Origin of the sequence: Paraburkholderia sp. UCT31 (assembly GCF_014397655.1) — a bacterium.
Lineage (GTDB): Bacteria > Pseudomonadota > Gammaproteobacteria > Burkholderiales > Burkholderiaceae > Paraburkholderia > Paraburkholderia tuberum.
Window position 1 is genome coordinate 1 of record NZ_VZQP01000095.1, and the last position, 14525, is coordinate 14525.

The 14525-nt window shown below is 64.4% G+C and carries 15 protein-coding genes; 3 read left to right on the top strand and 12 right to left on the bottom strand.

All coding sequences use genetic code 11. From position 1 onward, the window contains the following. Positions 1–136: 136 nt before the first annotated feature. The 7 genes from F6X40_RS39130 to rpe form a co-directional block, all read right to left on the bottom strand. Positions 137–763 (bottom strand): CYTH domain-containing protein, encoded by a 627-nt coding sequence (locus tag F6X40_RS39130; protein ID WP_090802018.1) that lies wholly within the window; start codon positions 761–763, stop codon positions 137–139. 62 nt (positions 764–825) lie between these two features. Beyond that, positions 826–1611 carry an indole-3-glycerol phosphate synthase TrpC gene (trpC, locus tag F6X40_RS39135; protein WP_187631567.1) on the bottom strand — a complete coding sequence of 262 codons (786 nt, stop codon included), beginning with the start codon at positions 1609–1611 and terminating at the stop codon, positions 826–828. Positions 1612–1629: 18 nt separating this feature from the next. Continuing rightward, positions 1630–2661, bottom strand: a complete 1032-nt coding sequence (gene trpD / locus F6X40_RS39140) for an anthranilate phosphoribosyltransferase (RefSeq protein ID WP_184070524.1) — start codon at positions 2659–2661, stop codon at positions 1630–1632. A gap of 19 nt (positions 2662–2680) precedes the next feature. After that, the gene (locus F6X40_RS39145) at positions 2681–3298 is read right to left on the bottom strand and encodes an aminodeoxychorismate/anthranilate synthase component II (RefSeq protein ID WP_187631568.1); all 618 of its coding nucleotides are present in this window, start codon (positions 3296–3298) and stop codon (positions 2681–2683) included. A gap of 13 nt (positions 3299–3311) precedes the next feature. Continuing rightward, positions 3312–4805, bottom strand: coding sequence for an anthranilate synthase component I (trpE, locus tag F6X40_RS39150; RefSeq protein WP_187631569.1), 1494 nt, complete (start codon positions 4803–4805; stop codon positions 3312–3314). A 376-nt stretch (positions 4806–5181) separates the two neighbouring features. Then, the gene (locus F6X40_RS39155) at positions 5182–5898 is read right to left on the bottom strand and encodes a phosphoglycolate phosphatase (RefSeq protein WP_184052422.1); all 717 of its coding nucleotides are present in this window, start codon (positions 5896–5898) and stop codon (positions 5182–5184) included. 13 nt (positions 5899–5911) lie between these two features. Further along, entirely contained in the window at positions 5912–6595 is a 684-nt protein-coding gene (gene rpe, locus F6X40_RS39160) for a ribulose-phosphate 3-epimerase (protein ID WP_262421717.1), read from the bottom strand. A gap of 328 nt (positions 6596–6923) precedes the next feature. On the opposite strand from rpe, the gene apaG reads away from it, so the two are divergent. Then, positions 6924–7298, top strand: a complete 375-nt coding sequence (apaG, locus tag F6X40_RS39165) for a Co2+/Mg2+ efflux protein ApaG (RefSeq protein ID WP_187631571.1) — start codon at positions 6924–6926, stop codon at positions 7296–7298. A 145-nt stretch (positions 7299–7443) separates the two neighbouring features. On the opposite strand, the gene F6X40_RS41985 is transcribed toward apaG, so the two are convergent. After that, positions 7444–7617 carry a hypothetical protein gene (locus F6X40_RS41985; RefSeq protein WP_167368587.1) on the bottom strand — a complete coding sequence of 58 codons (174 nt, stop codon included), beginning with the start codon at positions 7615–7617 and terminating at the stop codon, positions 7444–7446. 16 nt (positions 7618–7633) lie between these two features. On the opposite strand from F6X40_RS41985, the gene F6X40_RS39170 reads away from it, so the two are divergent. Further along, a complete protein-coding gene (locus tag F6X40_RS39170) occupies positions 7634–8752 on the top strand; it encodes a murein transglycosylase A (RefSeq protein WP_221307826.1) in 1119 nt (372 codons plus the stop codon). 188 nt (positions 8753–8940) lie between these two features. Here F6X40_RS39170 and paaK read toward each other — a convergent pair whose 3' ends face one another. From paaK to paaN, 4 genes are all read right to left on the bottom strand, one after another. Next, positions 8941–10245: a phenylacetate--CoA ligase PaaK gene (paaK, locus tag F6X40_RS39175; protein WP_187631572.1), complete on the bottom strand. Its 1305-nt coding sequence runs from the start codon at positions 10243–10245 to the stop codon at positions 8941–8943. 112 nt (positions 10246–10357) lie between these two features. Then, a complete protein-coding gene (gene paaI / locus F6X40_RS39180) occupies positions 10358–10819 on the bottom strand; it encodes a hydroxyphenylacetyl-CoA thioesterase PaaI (protein ID WP_184035997.1) in 462 nt (153 codons plus the stop codon). Between the two features lies 1 nt (position 10820). Then, a complete protein-coding gene (gene paaG / locus F6X40_RS39185) occupies positions 10821–11612 on the bottom strand; it encodes a 2-(1,2-epoxy-1,2-dihydrophenyl)acetyl-CoA isomerase PaaG (RefSeq protein ID WP_184070516.1) in 792 nt (263 codons plus the stop codon). A gap of 166 nt (positions 11613–11778) precedes the next feature. After that, complete coding sequence (gene paaN / locus F6X40_RS39190; RefSeq protein WP_184070514.1) at positions 11779–13479, bottom strand: phenylacetic acid degradation protein PaaN; 1701 nt, start codon at positions 13477–13479, stop codon at positions 11779–11781. 135 nt (positions 13480–13614) lie between these two features. On the opposite strand from paaN, the gene F6X40_RS39195 reads away from it, so the two are divergent. Then, positions 13615–14391, top strand: coding sequence for an enoyl-CoA hydratase (locus F6X40_RS39195; RefSeq protein ID WP_184036005.1), 777 nt, complete (start codon positions 13615–13617; stop codon positions 14389–14391). Positions 14392–14525: the final 134 nt, after the last annotated feature.

The window sequence follows — 14525 nt, forward strand, 5'->3', positions numbered from 1 at the left end:
GAACAACGATGCCTGCGGCAAACCGGAGCGGGTGCGGGAAGCGGAGGTCATGGCAGGGAAGTGTCGCAGCAAACGCGGACTAGCTCAAGTTGCGGCAAGCGAGCGCATGAGGTGCCGCGGGTTTCGGGCAACGCGCTCACCTGGCGCGCAACCGATACCCGCGCTGCGCCTTGCTGATGTCATCCGGCGCGAGGCCGGCAATCCGTTTGCCGAGTTCGGCGGCGAGCGTGTGAAGCGCCGCTTCGTCGCCCGATTTCAGTTCGAGCTCGATCTCCGAGATCGGCGCGCGGCGCGCTTCATCGTCGACTTCGGCAAGCACGTCGCCCTGATCGATCGCCGCCTCGATCTGAGCGCCGTCGGAGTCGAGCAGCCATAGCGTGCGCGTGAAATTGGTGTGGAACAGCTCGATCAGCGCAGGCGCGGCCTGTTTCAGTGCATCCGCGGCGGCGGGTTCGTCGCAAGCGCTCAGCAACGATTCGATTTCGAGCTTCGCGCCCGCGACCGGCAATTCCCATTCGTGCCGGCTATGCAAGCCGTTCGTCGCCGTGCCGACCGTCTTGAAGGTCTGCAGCCAGCCGTCCGGGGTCTGCCGTAGACGCAGCGCGCTCTTTGACGACGCCAGCGTCAACTGCGGCGTATCGAAGTAAATGTTCACGAGCTTGATCGCGCGTCCGTTCTTGCCGGCGCGCGCGGCGAACCACTGCGTCGCCGCCTGCACCTGCGAAGCCGGCAGCGCCAGCTTGATTTCGCGTTCCATGCCCATGCTGGGTGTCCTTGTTGCGTGGATTTCTCTGCGCCCGATACGCCGATACGTCGATACGACGCTCAGAAAAACATCCGCGCGAGTTCCACGCCCGGCTCGTCCGCGCGCATGAACGCTTCGCCGACGAGGAAGGTATGCACGTTCCGCGCGCGCATGCGCTCGACGTCGTCGCGCGACAGGATGCCCGATTCGGTCACGACGATGCGATCGTCGGGAATCGCGTCGAGCATGCCGAGCGTCGTGTCGAGCGAGGTTTCGAAGGTGCGCAGATTGCGGTTGTTGATGCCGATCAGTGGCGTCTTCAGCGTCAGCGCTTCCTTGAGTTCATCGCTGTCGTGCACTTCGACGAGCACCGCGAGACCCAGCGAATGCGCGAGCGCTTCGAGGTCCTGCATCTCGGCGGTTTCGAGCGCGGCGGCGATCAGCAGGATCGCGTCGGCCCCCATCGCGCGTGCTTCGACCACCTGATACGGATCGACGATGAAGTCCTTGCGTATCACCGGCAACTGGCACGAGGCGCGCGCTTGCTGCAGATAGGCGACGCTGCCCTGGAAGAACTGCACGTCGGTCAGCACGGACAGACACGCCGCGCCGTGCTTCTCGTACGAACGCGCGATGTCGCCCGGCACGAAGTGCTCGCGCAGCACGCCCTTCGACGGGCTCGCCTTCTTCACTTCGGAGATCACCGCGGCGAGACCCGCCGTGTGCTTGGCGCGCAATGCGCCGACGAAGTCGCGGAGATCGCGAGACGACGCTTCGAGCCGCAGTTCTTCGAGCGGCACGCTTTGCTCGGCCGCCCGGACTTCTTCGCGTTTGACCGCGATGATGCGGTCGAGGATGTCGCTCATAAATGTCTCGCTACGTGATTACTGCTTGAATTGCTGGGTGAAGCGCACCAGTTCGTCGACCTTCGCGCGTGCCTTGCCGCTCGCGATCGCTTCGCGCGCGAGCTCGATGCCGTCCGCGATCGTGGCCGCGACGTTCGCCGAATAGAGTGCCGCGCCGGCGTTCAGCGTGACGATTTCCCGCGCGACGCCGGGCTTGTTGCTGAGCGCGTCGAGCAGCATGACCTTCGACTCGCCCGCGTCGGCGACTTTGAGCGTGCGGTTCGACACCATCTGCATGCCGAAGTCTTCCGGATGGATCTCGTACTCGCGGATCTCGCCGTCGCGCAACTCGCCGACCAGCGTGGCGCCGCCGAGCGACACTTCGTCCATGCCGTCCATCCCGTACACGACGAGCACGTGTTTGGCGCCGAGGCGCTGCATCACGCGCACCTGAATGCCGACGAGGTCGGGGTGAAACACGCCCATCAGCTGATTCGGCGCGCCGGCCGGATTGGTGAGCGGCCCGAGGATATTGAAGATCGTGCGGATGCCGAGTTCCCGGCGTACCGGCGCGACGTTTTTCATCGCCGGATGATGGTTCGGCGCGAACATGAAGCCCATGCCCGTTTCCGCAATCGATGCCGCGACCTGCTCCGGCTGCAGATCGATGTTGACGCCGAGCGCTTCGAGCACGTCCGCGCTGCCCGACTTGCTCGATACGCCGCGATTGCCGTGCTTTGCGACCTTCGCGCCCGCCGCGGCCGACACGAACATCGTCGCGGTGGAAATGTTGAACGTGTGCGCGCCGTCGCCGCCGGTGCCGACGATATCGACGAAGTTCGAGTTGTCCTGCACGTCGACGTGCCGCGCAAATTCACGCATCACCGTGGCGGCCGCGGTGATTTCGCCGATGGTCTCTTTTTTGACGCGCAGGCCGGTGATGATCGCCGCCGACATCACGGGCGACAGCTCGCCGCGCATGATGAGGCGCATCAGGTGCAGCATTTCGTCGTGAAAAATCTCGCGGTGCTCGATGGTCCGCTGCAAGGCTTCCTGGGGCGTAATGGACATGATCTCGTCTCTCCTTGTGTCAGGCATTGCGCGGCGCCGCGTGATGCGAGGCCTTGCCGGGGCCGGCGAGCTTCGACTGCTTGACGAAGTTTTCGAGCAGCGCGTGGCCGTGTTCGGACAGGATCGATTCCGGGTGGAACTGCACGCCTTCCACGGCCAGTTCCTTGTGGCGCACGCCCATGATTTCGCCGTCTTCAGTCCATGCCGATACTTCGAGGCAGTCGGGCAGCGATTCGCGTTCGATCGCGAGCGAGTGGTAGCGCGTTACCGTAAAGTGCTTCGGCAGGTCTTCGAATACGCCCTTGCAGTCGGTTTCGATCGTGCTGACCTTGCCGTGCATGATGGTCTGCGCGCGCACGACGCGGCCGCCGAACGCCTCGCCGATCGCCTGATGGCCGAGGCACACGCCGAGAATCGGCGTCTTGCCGGCGAATTCGCGCAGCACGTCGAGCGTGATGCCCGCGTGTTGCGGATTGCTCGGGCCCGGCGACAGGCAGATGCGCTCGGGGTTCAGCCTGGCGATTTCATCGAGCGTGATTTCGTCGTTGCGGTAGGTGCGCACGTCTTCGCCGAGTTCGCCGAAGTACTGCACCAGGTTGTAGGTGAACGAGTCGTAGTTGTCGATCATGAGCAGCATGGTGTGTCTCCGGTCAGAAGTCGCTATCGAGGCCGTCCTGGACCTGCTCGGCGGCGCGCATTACCGCGCGTGCCTTGTTCTCGGTCTCCTGCCATTCGGATTCCGGCACCGAATCGGCGACCACGCCCGCGGCCGCCTGCACATACAGATTGCCGTTGGCGATCACGCCGGTGCGGATCGTGATGGCCAGATCCATCTCGCCGGTGAACGACAGATAGCCGACCGCCCCGCCGTACAGGCCACGCTTGACGGGCTCGAGCTCGTCGATCAGTTCCATCGCGCGGACCTTCGGCGCGCCCGACAGCGTGCCGGCCGGGAAGGTGGCGCGCAGCACGTCGAAATTGGTCATGTCGTTCTTGAGCTTGCCTTCGACCGAGCTGACGATGTGCTGCACGTGCGAGTACTTCTCGATCGCCATCTTGTCGGTCACGACCACCGAGCCGATCTGCGCGATGCGGCCGACGTCGTTGCGCGCGAGGTCGATCAGCATCACATGCTCGGCGATTTCCTTCGGATCGTTCAGCAGCTCGGTAGCGAGCGCGGCGTCGCGCTCGGGCGTGTTGCCGCGCGGACGGGTGCCGGCCAGCGGGCGGATCGTGACGATACGGTCCTCGCCGCGCTTTTCCTGGCGCACCAGAATCTCCGGCGACGCGCCGACCACGTGGAAGTCGCCGAAGTTGTAGTAGTACATGTACGGCGACGGATTCAGCGAGCGCAGCGCGCGATACAGCGACAGCGGATTGTCGCGGTACGGCTTGATCAGGCGCTGGCCGACCTGCACCTGCATCAGTTCGCCGGCGGCGACGTATTCCTTCGCCTTGCGCACGGCCGCCAGGTAATCGTCTTTCGCGAACTCGCGGTAGATCTCGGTGCGTACGCTGGCCGACACGACGGGCGGCTCGACGGTGACGCGCAGCCGCTGGCGCAGTTCGCGCAGACGGTGCTTCGCTTTCGTGTAGGCCTCAGCCTGGGTCGGGTCGGCGTAGACCACCAGATAGAGCTTGCCGGCGAGGTTGTCGATGACGGCGACTTCCTCGGTCAGCAGCAGCTGGATGTCGGGCAGATTGAGGTCGTCTTTCGGCGCGCTGTTCGCGAGCTTCTTCTCGATATAGCGCACGGCGTCATAGCCGAAATAGCCGGCGAGACCGCCCGTGAAGCGCGGCAGCCCCGGGCGTTGCGCGACCTTGAAGCGCGCCTGGAATTGCTGGATGAACGCGAGCGGATCGCCGTCGTGCGTCTCGACGACCTTGCCGTCGCGGACCACTTCCGACACGCCGTTGCGCGTGCGCATGAGAGTCCGCGCCGGCAGGCCGATGAACGAATAACGTCCGAAGCGTTCGCCGCCGACCACCGACTCCAGCAGGAACGAGTTCGCGCCGTTGCGCTCGGTCTGCGCGAGCTTCAGGTACAGCGACAGCGGCGTCTCGAGGTCGGCGAGCGCTTCGGCGATCAGCGGGATGCGGTTGAAACCCTCGTTGGCGAGGGACTGGAATTCGAGTTCGGTCATGTTCCGATCCTGTACGGTGGTCCGGCGGCAGCAAGCGTCGGGCAAAGCGGGGCTAAGCGCCTTCGGTCGGGGCGTGGGTCGACGTTCTCGACACAATGATACCGACCGGCGCGGGTCTTCCATCGGCGCGTGCGAGCGGTGCGGGTGAGCAACGGTACCTTGCGGGTACGCGCAGGCTCAATCAGCCGATGCAGCTGCGCAAAAACAGATCGATGGAAAAAGCGCGTGAGCGCAGCGAAGTAAAAAACGGTTGCCGAAGACGAGCTTCAGCGTACCTCAGGCGAGGTTAGCGCGACCAGCGACGCCAGGGCCAGGCTCCCCGGTCGATGCTAATCAGACTCCGTTTTTTATTCAGAAACATGAGGATGAAGGACTGTTAAGTCGTGGATTGATGCGCTGCGATCGCCCTGGCGGCGTCGAGCAGCGAGGCAACTATACCATCGGATTTTATCGTTTGTATAGCTTGGCCGTGGTTGTACCCGTAGGGCACGGTCAGCGTCGCCATGCCGGCCGCGCGGCCCGCCAGCGCGTCGTTTTCGGAGTCGCCGATCGCCACCGTGGCGCTCGGCTCGACGCCGAGCTGCGCGGCGGCGGTCAGCATCGGAAGCGGGTCCGGTTTCTTTTTCGCGAGACTGTCGCCGCCGAGCACGACGCTGAAATACGGTGCAAGCCGGTACTGCTGCAGCAATTCGAGCGCGAAGCGGTGCGGCTTGTTGGTCACGCAGGCGAGCTTCAGGCCCGCGTCGCGCAGCGCGCGCAGACCGGCCTCGACGTCTGGATACAGCCGCGTGTGCACGCCGTTGATCTTCGCGTACTCGGCCTGATAGATCGCGAGCGCTTCGTCGAAGCGCTCTTGCGCGTGCTCGGCTTCGAAGCGCGGCGCAAGCACGCTGCGGATCAGATGCTCCGAACCCTTGCCGACGTAGCCGACCACTTCCTCGCGCGTCGTTTCCTCCGCGTCGAGCTGAGCGAGCATACCGTTCAGGCCGGCGGTGAAGTCGTCGGCCGTGTCGATCATCGTGCCGTCGAGGTCGATGATCGCAGCTTCGAGGCGCGGGCCGGTAAACGTCGGGGCGGGATACGGAGTGGTCATGAGGCGCTGGTTTTTAACGCTGGACGGTCGCGAGGGCGGCGCGCATCTTGTCGATCACGACCTTGTGATCGGGCTGGCCAAAGATCGCCGAGCCGGCCACGAACGTGTCCGCGCCGGCCGCCGCGATTTCCGCGATGTTGTCGACCTTCACGCCGCCGTCCACTTCGAGGTGGATGTCGCGGCCGGTGCGCTCGGTGTACGCGTCGATGCGTTTGCGCGCTTCGCGCAGCTTGTTGAGCGCCTCGGGGATGAACGACTGGCCGCCGAAGCCCGGGTTCACCGACATGATCAGCACGAGATCGACCTTGTCCATCACGTGATCGAGATAGTTCAGCGACGTCGCCGGATTGAACACGAGGCCGGCCTTGCAGCCGTGGTCGCGGATCAGCGACAGCGTGCGGTCGATGTGATCCGACGCTTCCGGGTGAAAGCTGATCAGGTTCGCGCCGGCTTTCGCGAAGTCCGGCACGATGCGGTCGACGGGATGCACCATCAGGTGCACGTCGATTGGCACGTCCACGTGCGGGCGGATCGCTTCGCATACGAGCGGGCCGATGGTCAGGTTCGGCACGTAGTGGTTGTCCATCACGTCGAAGTGGATCCAGTCGGCGCCGGCGGCGGCGACGTTGCGGACTTCTTCGCCCAGGCGGGCGAAGTCGGCGGAGAGAATGCTGGGGGCGATGCGAAATTGCGTCATGACAGGGGGCCGATGCAAGCGGGAAAGCGCCATTTTACCGGTTTTGCGCGTGCAGACCGGGGCGCTGGCCGCGGTTGGCGTGGCGGAATCGCGCGATGAAACTTCGCAAAGTGCCGGCGCAAAAACGACATGGAGACTGGGCGCGGCAAAGCAGCCGTGTCCCAACGTCTTAGACACAGCTGGCCGAAAGGCGTATCCGGTTGCGGCCATGCCGCGCATCAAGCAGAATGCCATTCCATGAGCGCCGCATCGCCGCTGCACCCGCAGACCATTGGCGTTCGGGCCTTCCACGATTTTTCACAGCCCGTTTGATCAGATCGGAATCAGGATGAGCCAGTACGAATTCAGCGTCTCGGCGCAGGTGCACTACCTGCCCGAAGAATCGGACCCGGAGCGTCGCCAGTACGCCTTTGCCTACACGCTGACCATCCGTAACACCGGCCAGGTGACCGCACAGTTGATCGCGCGTCACTGGATCATCACCGACAGCGAAAACACCGTCCAGGAAGTCAAAGGCCTGGGCGTGGTCGGTCATCAGCCGCTGCTCAAGCCGGGCGAGCATTTCGAATACACGAGTTGGGCAGTGATCGCGACGCCGGTCGGCACGATGCGCGGCGATTACTTCTGCGTGGCGGAGGATGGTGAGCGCTTCGAGGCGCCGGTGCCGGAGTTCGTGTTGCGCATGCCGCGAACGTTGCATTGAACCGGCGCGGTGTTGCGCGGTCTTTAATGAGTTCGTATCGGCGCGCGGCGCAACGGGCAGTTGAGTGGGTGGTTGGATGAGCGCTCAGACGAGCGCTTGATGCACGAGGGGTTGCGCGGTTCTGTATGCAACCCGCCGGCCGGGGTCACTGCGGCTTTTGCTGTTGGGACCGTTCCGCCGGCTTGGCACGTCGCGCTTTTTTCTTGCCAGACGACGTCCACACAACGATAAAGACGAGCAGGAACAGCGCGAGCAGCGATTCCAGCGCGAAGATGAGCATCGGGTATTCGTCGAACAAATCAGACATGGCGGTTTCCATCAAGAACGAACATTGTATGCGTTTTGTCCGCCGAGCCGGCGCGTGGGTCGGTGCATTGTCGGTTGCGGTGTTGCTTGCCTCCTGCGGTGGCGGCGGCGCGCTCCGGCCTTCGCCGCCGAGCGGCGCGGCGATCATCCCCGGCCAGATCGCGTCGTCGCGCTTGACCGCGGTTGCGTGGCAGCAGGTGCCGGGCTGGCAGGACGACTCGCTGATCGGCGCGACGGCCGCGTTGCGGCAAAACTGCACGAGGCTCGCGCGTCAGCCGAACTGGTCGCGTGCATGCGCGGCCGCCGCGCAAATCGACGATCTCGACGTCACCGGTGCGCGCGCCTTCTTCGAAGCCTACTTCACGCCGTTCCAGCTCGCGAATAGCGACGGCACGCTCGACGGTCTGGTCACCGGTTACTACGAGCCCCTGCTGCGGGGCTCGCGCACGCGGCACGGGGTATATCAGACCGCGCTGTACCGCTGGCCCGCCGGCTATCGCGCGGGGGCGCCGTTGCCGGCGCGCGCCCAGCTCGAACGCTCGGGCGCGCTCAGCGGCAACGAACTCGTGTGGGTCGACGACCCGATCGAAGCATTCTTTTTGCAGGTGCAGGGCTCCGGGCGCATCGTGATGGAAGACGGCAGTGTGATGCGCGTCGGCTTTGGCGGTACCAACGATCAGCCATACAAGTCGATCGGACGCTGGCTGCTCGATCATGGCGAGATCACACCCGCGCAGGCGACGATGCAGGGCATCAAGGCATGGGCACGCGCGAATCCGACGCGCGTCGATGGATTGCTCGACACCAATCCGCGCTTCGTGTTTTTTCGCGAGATGCCGTCGGCCGAAAGTATGCCGAGCGGCGGCGCGGACGGTCCGATCGGCGCGCTCGGCGTGCCGCTGACGCCGGAGCGCTCGATTGCGGTCGACCCGAGCGCGATTCCGCTCGGCACGCCGGTGTTCCTGCAGACCACACGGCCGCTGACGAACTCGCCGATGAACCGCCTCGTGTTCGCGCAGGACACGGGCACCGCGATCAAAGGCGGCGTGCGCGCCGACTACTTCTGGGGCCTCGGCGACGATGCCGGTGATCTGGCTGGCAAGATGAAGCAGGGTGGCCGGATGTGGTTGCTGCTGCCGAATTCGTGAGGCGGTGGGGCGCAGGCGGAAGCGTGACTGCCGTTTGAGTTACGGCGGTTTTCGGGAGGCGGGTTGGAGGCTGCCGCGAAGCCGTCAATAGAAGTCGCGGAAATCGGCGTCACGTTCGGATCAGGATCCGTGCGTGACGCCGTTTTTTGTTGGGCTCTTACGCTGCGCGTCGTTGCCGGTTGCCTGACTTAGAGCCCCGATCTGCGCTTGTCGACCACCCGCCGTGCCTTGCCCACCGAGCGTTCGATTCCATTCACGGCCAGCACGTTAACCACCGCGCTTACGCCAATCAGCGCCTTGATGTCGTACGCCAGCGCGTTTTTCGCGGTGGTTAGCGCGGAAGTATCCGGCGCGCTTTCGGGGCACGGTTCGACGTTCAGCGTCAACACGTCGAGCGGCCCTTCCTTCGTCAGTACGATCTGATAGTGCGGCGCGAGCGCGTGCTGCTTGAGCAGCAACTCTTCGATCTGCGTCGGAAACACATTGACGCCACGGACGATCATCATGTCGTCCGAGCGGCCCGTGATTTTTTCCATACGCCGCATCGTGCGGGCGCTGCCCGGCAGCAGGCGCGTGAGATCGCGCGTGCGGTAGCGGATGATCGGCAGCGCTTCTTTCGTCAGCGACGTGAACACGAGTTCGCCGAGTTCGCCATCGGGCAGCACCTTGCCCGTTTCGGGGTCGATGATCTCGGGATAGAAATGGTCTTCCCAGATCGTCGGGCCGTCTTTGGTCTCGACGCACTCCGAGGCGACGCCCGGCCCCATCACTTCGGAGAGACCGTAGATGTCGACCGCGTCGATGCCCATGCGTTTTTCGATCGCCTCGCGCATTTCGTTGGTCCACGGCTCAGCGCCGAAGATGCCGATGCGCAATGAGCAGCTAACCGGGTCGATACTTTGGCGCTCGAGTTCGTCGGCGATCGACAGCATGTAGCTCGGTGTCACCATGATGATGTCCGGCCGGAAGTCCTGGATCAACTGCACCTGCTTTTCGGTCTGGCCACCGCCGAACGGAATCACGGTGAGCCCCGCGCGCTCGGCGCCGTAATGCGCGCCGAGGCCGCCCGTGAAGAGGCCGTAGCCGTAGCTCACGTGCACCTTGTCGCCGCGCTTCGCGCCGGCGGCGCGTATCGAACGGGCGACAAGATTCGCCCACGTGTCGATGTCGCGCGCCGTATAGCCGACGACGGTCGGCTTGCCGGTCGTCCCAGACGATGCATGGATTCGCGAGATCTGCTCCTGCGGCACCGCGAACATGCCGAACGGATAGTTGTCGCGCAAATCCTTCTTCGTCGTGAACGGAAAGCGCGCGAGGTCCGCGAGCGACTTGACATCGCCCGGATGAACACCGGCTTCGTCGAACTTGCGCCGGTACACCGGCGAATTTTCATACGCATGGGTGAGTGACCATTTGAGCCGTTCGAGTTGGAGCGCGGCGAGCTCGTCGCGGCTGGCGGTCTCGATCGGATCGAGCGGAAGAGCGGTGCTCATCGAATGTCTCCTTGCTGCCTCAGTATCTGAGTCTGATATGTAACGCGTTGGCGTCAGAGAGCCGCGCAGACAGTTGTCCGCCAGGGCGGCTCTGGCTTGCCGCCGCTCAATGTTAGTCGCCGGCGGGAATCAGGTTGCCCTTGATTTGCGCCGACTTGCCGCGAAACATCGCGACGGTCTCGCCGGCGCGATTCGTGACGCGAATATCGTAGATGCCAGTGCGCCCGCTCGATGTCTGCTCGACCGCTTCGGCGCTCAGCACGTCGCCGCCGTAGACCGGCCGGAGGTATTCGATCGAGCAGCCGGCGGCAACCGTATTGATGTTGTAGGTGTTGCAGGCGAACGCGAAGGTCGAATCGGCGAGCGTGAAGATCAGGCCGCCGTGGCAGATCTGATGGCCGTTCAGGAAGTCGTCGCGCACCGCCATGCGCAGCCGCGCATAGCCGGGGCGCACTTCGAGAATCTCGAGCCCGAGCGCGCGACTGCAGGCGTCGTTTTCGTACATCGCGGCAGCTGTCGCGCGGGCGAGTTCGTCGGCAGTCATCTGGTCGGGGCGGGTGGTTTGCGTGGACATCTCAACGCCCCTCGAAGCGCGGCGCGCGCTTTTCGATAAATGCCTGCACGCCTTCCGCGTAATCGTGCGAGGCGCCTAGTTGGCGCTGCAGATCACGCTCGAGATCGAGCTGCTGGTCGAGCGTTTGCGTCGTGCCGGCACGCATCGCCTGCTTGATCGCGGCGATCGCGCGCGTCGGTTGCTGGGCAAGCTGGGCAGCGAGTTTTGCCGCGGCCGGAGCCAGTTCGGCGTCGTCGAGCGCTTGCCAGATCAAGCCCCAGCTTTCGGCTGTGTCGGCGCTGAGCTTGTCGCCGGTGATCGCGAGGCCGAGCGCGCGTGCCATGCCAACGCGTTGCGGCAGGAACCACGTCCCGCCCGAATCCGGCACGAGGCCGATCTTCACGAACGCTTGGATGAAACTCGCGGAGCGAGCTGCGAGCACCAGGTCGCAGGCCAACGCGAGATTGGCGCCCGCGCCGGCGGCCGTGCCGTTGACCGCGGCGATCACCGGAAACGGTAGCGCTTGCAGACGGCGGATCAACGGATTGAAGTATTCATCGATCACGGCGCCGAGGTCGGTCATCGCGCCGGGCGTGAAATCGAGGTCGGCGAGATCCTGGCCGGCGCAGAAGCCGCGTCCCGCGCCGGTGAGCACGAGCGCACGGGCGCCGGACTTTTCGACCTGGTCGAGTGCCGCGCCGAGTTCCTGATGCATCGCGCGCGTGAAGCTGTTGAGCTTGTCCGGGCGGTTCAGCGTGATGATGGCGACGTGGCTCGATGAGTCGATGTCCAGCCGGATCGCTTCATATGACATGGGGTGTCTCCTCAAACTCTCTTTGGCCGATGGGCACGGTCGCTCGACTAGCGTCGGCGCGTGATGCCGATCCGATGTCTGATGTTAGTCAGAGCGCACGACTCGGTCCATCCGCCGAACGGCATAGGACGAAGTCGTGCGTTGTGCTGAAGCCTTCTTATGCCGTTCAGCCAGCTACCGCGGGCGCCGCTTTCGGTTCAACATGAACGCGGCTTTGAACGACACGGAAGCGGTTGGCGACGAAAGCGGCATCGGCAAGCGCGGCATTCGCGGCCGGGTTGGCGCCGGTGCCGTGAAAGTCCGAAAAAGCCGCGGACTGGTTGACGAACACGCCACCGGTCAGGTTGATCGACAGTGCGACGCCGCCGCGGATCGACGCTTCGTGCGCGGCGTCGAGCACGGCGTCGTCCGTGCTGTAGACCGCCAGCGTTAGCGCGCCGTGCTCGGCAGCAATGTCGCCAGCGAGGTCGAGTGACTGCGCGGTCGAGTCCGTCGCGATGACGAACGAGATCGGCCCGAACCATTCTCTCGTGAACTGGGCGCGGTCGGTCGAGGCGTCGAGTTGCAATACGAGCGGTGTGCGCACGCGAGCGCCCGGAAAGGACGGATGGTCGAGCGTCTGGCTCGCGACGAGAACGCGGCCGAGCCCGGCGGCTTCGTCGATGCGCTGCACGACGCCTTCGTTCTGGATCGCGCCGAGCAGTTCGACGGCGCGGGCCGGATCGGCGACGAGCTTTTGCACCGCGCCGGCAAGCGCCTGGGAGACATCGTCAAAGCTGAGCGTGCCTTCCGCGGTGCGAATGCCGTCTCGCGGTACGTAGATATTTTGCGGCGCGGTGCACATCTGGCCTGAGTAGAGCGCCAGCGAGAACGCGATGTTGCGCGCGGCCGCCTTGATGTCGTCGACCGAGTCAATGACGATCTGATTGACGCCAGCTTTTTCGGTGTAGACCTGCGCGTGGTGCGCGTTGCGCTCGAGCCAGGTGCCGTTCTGGGTGCTGCCCGTGAAGTCGATCAGTTTGATCTCGGGGCGCTGGGCCAGTTGCTGGACGAGGGCGCCGTCGTTCGGGGCGGTGGCCAGCAGCGTGACGACGTTCGGATCGAAGCCCGCTTCGCGCAACACGTCACGCGCGATGCGCACGGTCAGCGCGAGCGGCAGGATCGCGCCCGGATGCGGCTTGACGATCACCGTGTTGCCGGTGGCCAGATCGGCGAACAGGCCCGGATAGCCGTTCCACGTCGGGAATGTGCAGCAGCCGAGCACGAGGCCGATGCCGCGCGGCACGACGGTGTAGCGCTTGTGCATCGCGAGCGGCGGGTTTTTGCCTTGCGGCTTTTCCCAGTGCGCGTCGGCGGGAATACGGCGCAGCTGATCCCAGGCATACGCGACCGCTTCGAGCGCGCGATCCTGCGCGTGTGGGCCCCCTGCCTGGAAGGCCATCATGAACGCCTGACCGGTCGTGTGCATCACGCTGTAGCCGAGCTCGAAGCTGGCGCGATTCAGGCGCGCGAGGATTTCGAGGCTCACGCCGATCCATGCCTGCGAGCCGGCGGCGCGCCAATCGCGTTGCGCCGCGGCAGATGCGGCGATGAGCGCGCTCGGGTCGGCTTTCGGGTAACGCACGCCGAGCTGGAAGCCGAACGGCGAAACCTCTGCGCCGACGGTCTCTCCCGTCGACGGTTGGTCCAGGTCGAACGTTTTGTCTAGAAGCGCCTTGAACGCGGCTTCGCCGTCCGCGTTGGCTGTTTCCCCGTACACTTTCGGACTGGGCATCTCGACGAACGGGCTCCAGTAGCCCCGCGTTTCGAGCGCGGCGAGCGCTTTGTGCAGCGTGTCTTCGTGCTTGGTGAATAGCGGATGTGTCATGGCAAAGAGGCTCGGCTGTACGTTGGGGAAATACCTGTCGAATAATTGACCGACCGGTTGGTTGGGGAATGGTAGCATCACCACAGACGATGCGCGAAGCGTTTTTCGCGTGCGATTAACCCTTATGGAGGCGGCATGGCTTACGAAAACATTCTGGTTGAGACGCGGGGACGGGTCGGACTGATTACGCTCAACCGTCCGAAGGCTCTGAATGCACTGAACGACGCGCTGATGGACGAACTAGGCGCAGCGTTGCGCGAGTTCGACGGCGACGAGTCGATTGGCGCAATCGTTGTGACGGGCAGCGAGAAAGCGTTCGCGGCCGGTGCGGACATCGGGATGATGGCGTCGTACTCCTATATGGATGTCTACAAGGGCGACTACATCACGCGCAATTGGGAAACGGTTCGCTCGATCCGTAAGCCGATCATTGCCGCGGTGGCGGGCTTCGCGCTCGGCGGCGGCTGCGAACTGGCGATGATGTGCGACATCATTTTCGCCGCCGACACGGCGAAGTTCGGTCAACCGGAAATCAAGCTCGGGATCATGCCGGGCGCGGGCGGCACGCAGCGCTTGCCGCGGGCGGTGTCAAAAGCGAAGGCGATGGACCTCTGTTTGACCGCCCGTTTCATGGATGCCGCCGAAGCGGAGCGCGCCGGACTGGTTTCGCGCGTGATCCCGGCGGCATCGCTGCTTGACGAAGCGGTCGGCGCGGCCGCCACCATTGCGGAATTCCCGCTGCCGGCGGTGCTGATGGTCAAGGAGTCAGTCAACCGAGCCTTTGAAACGACGCTCGCGGAGGGCGTGCATTTCGAGCGCCGCCTGTTCCATTCGCTCTTCGCCACCGAAGACCAGAAAGAGGGCATGGCCGCGTTCGTGGAGAAGCGCAAACCGGTTTTCAAGCACCGTTAATACGCTTGTCAAAATATCGCTTGCAAGTCCCGATGTCGGCGACTAGAATTCCGCTCTTTCGCGCTCCGGACGCCGGGGTGCGGAGAAGCGGGAAGCCTTTGATGGCGTGGGCTTCAGCGGCGTGGGCAGGTTAA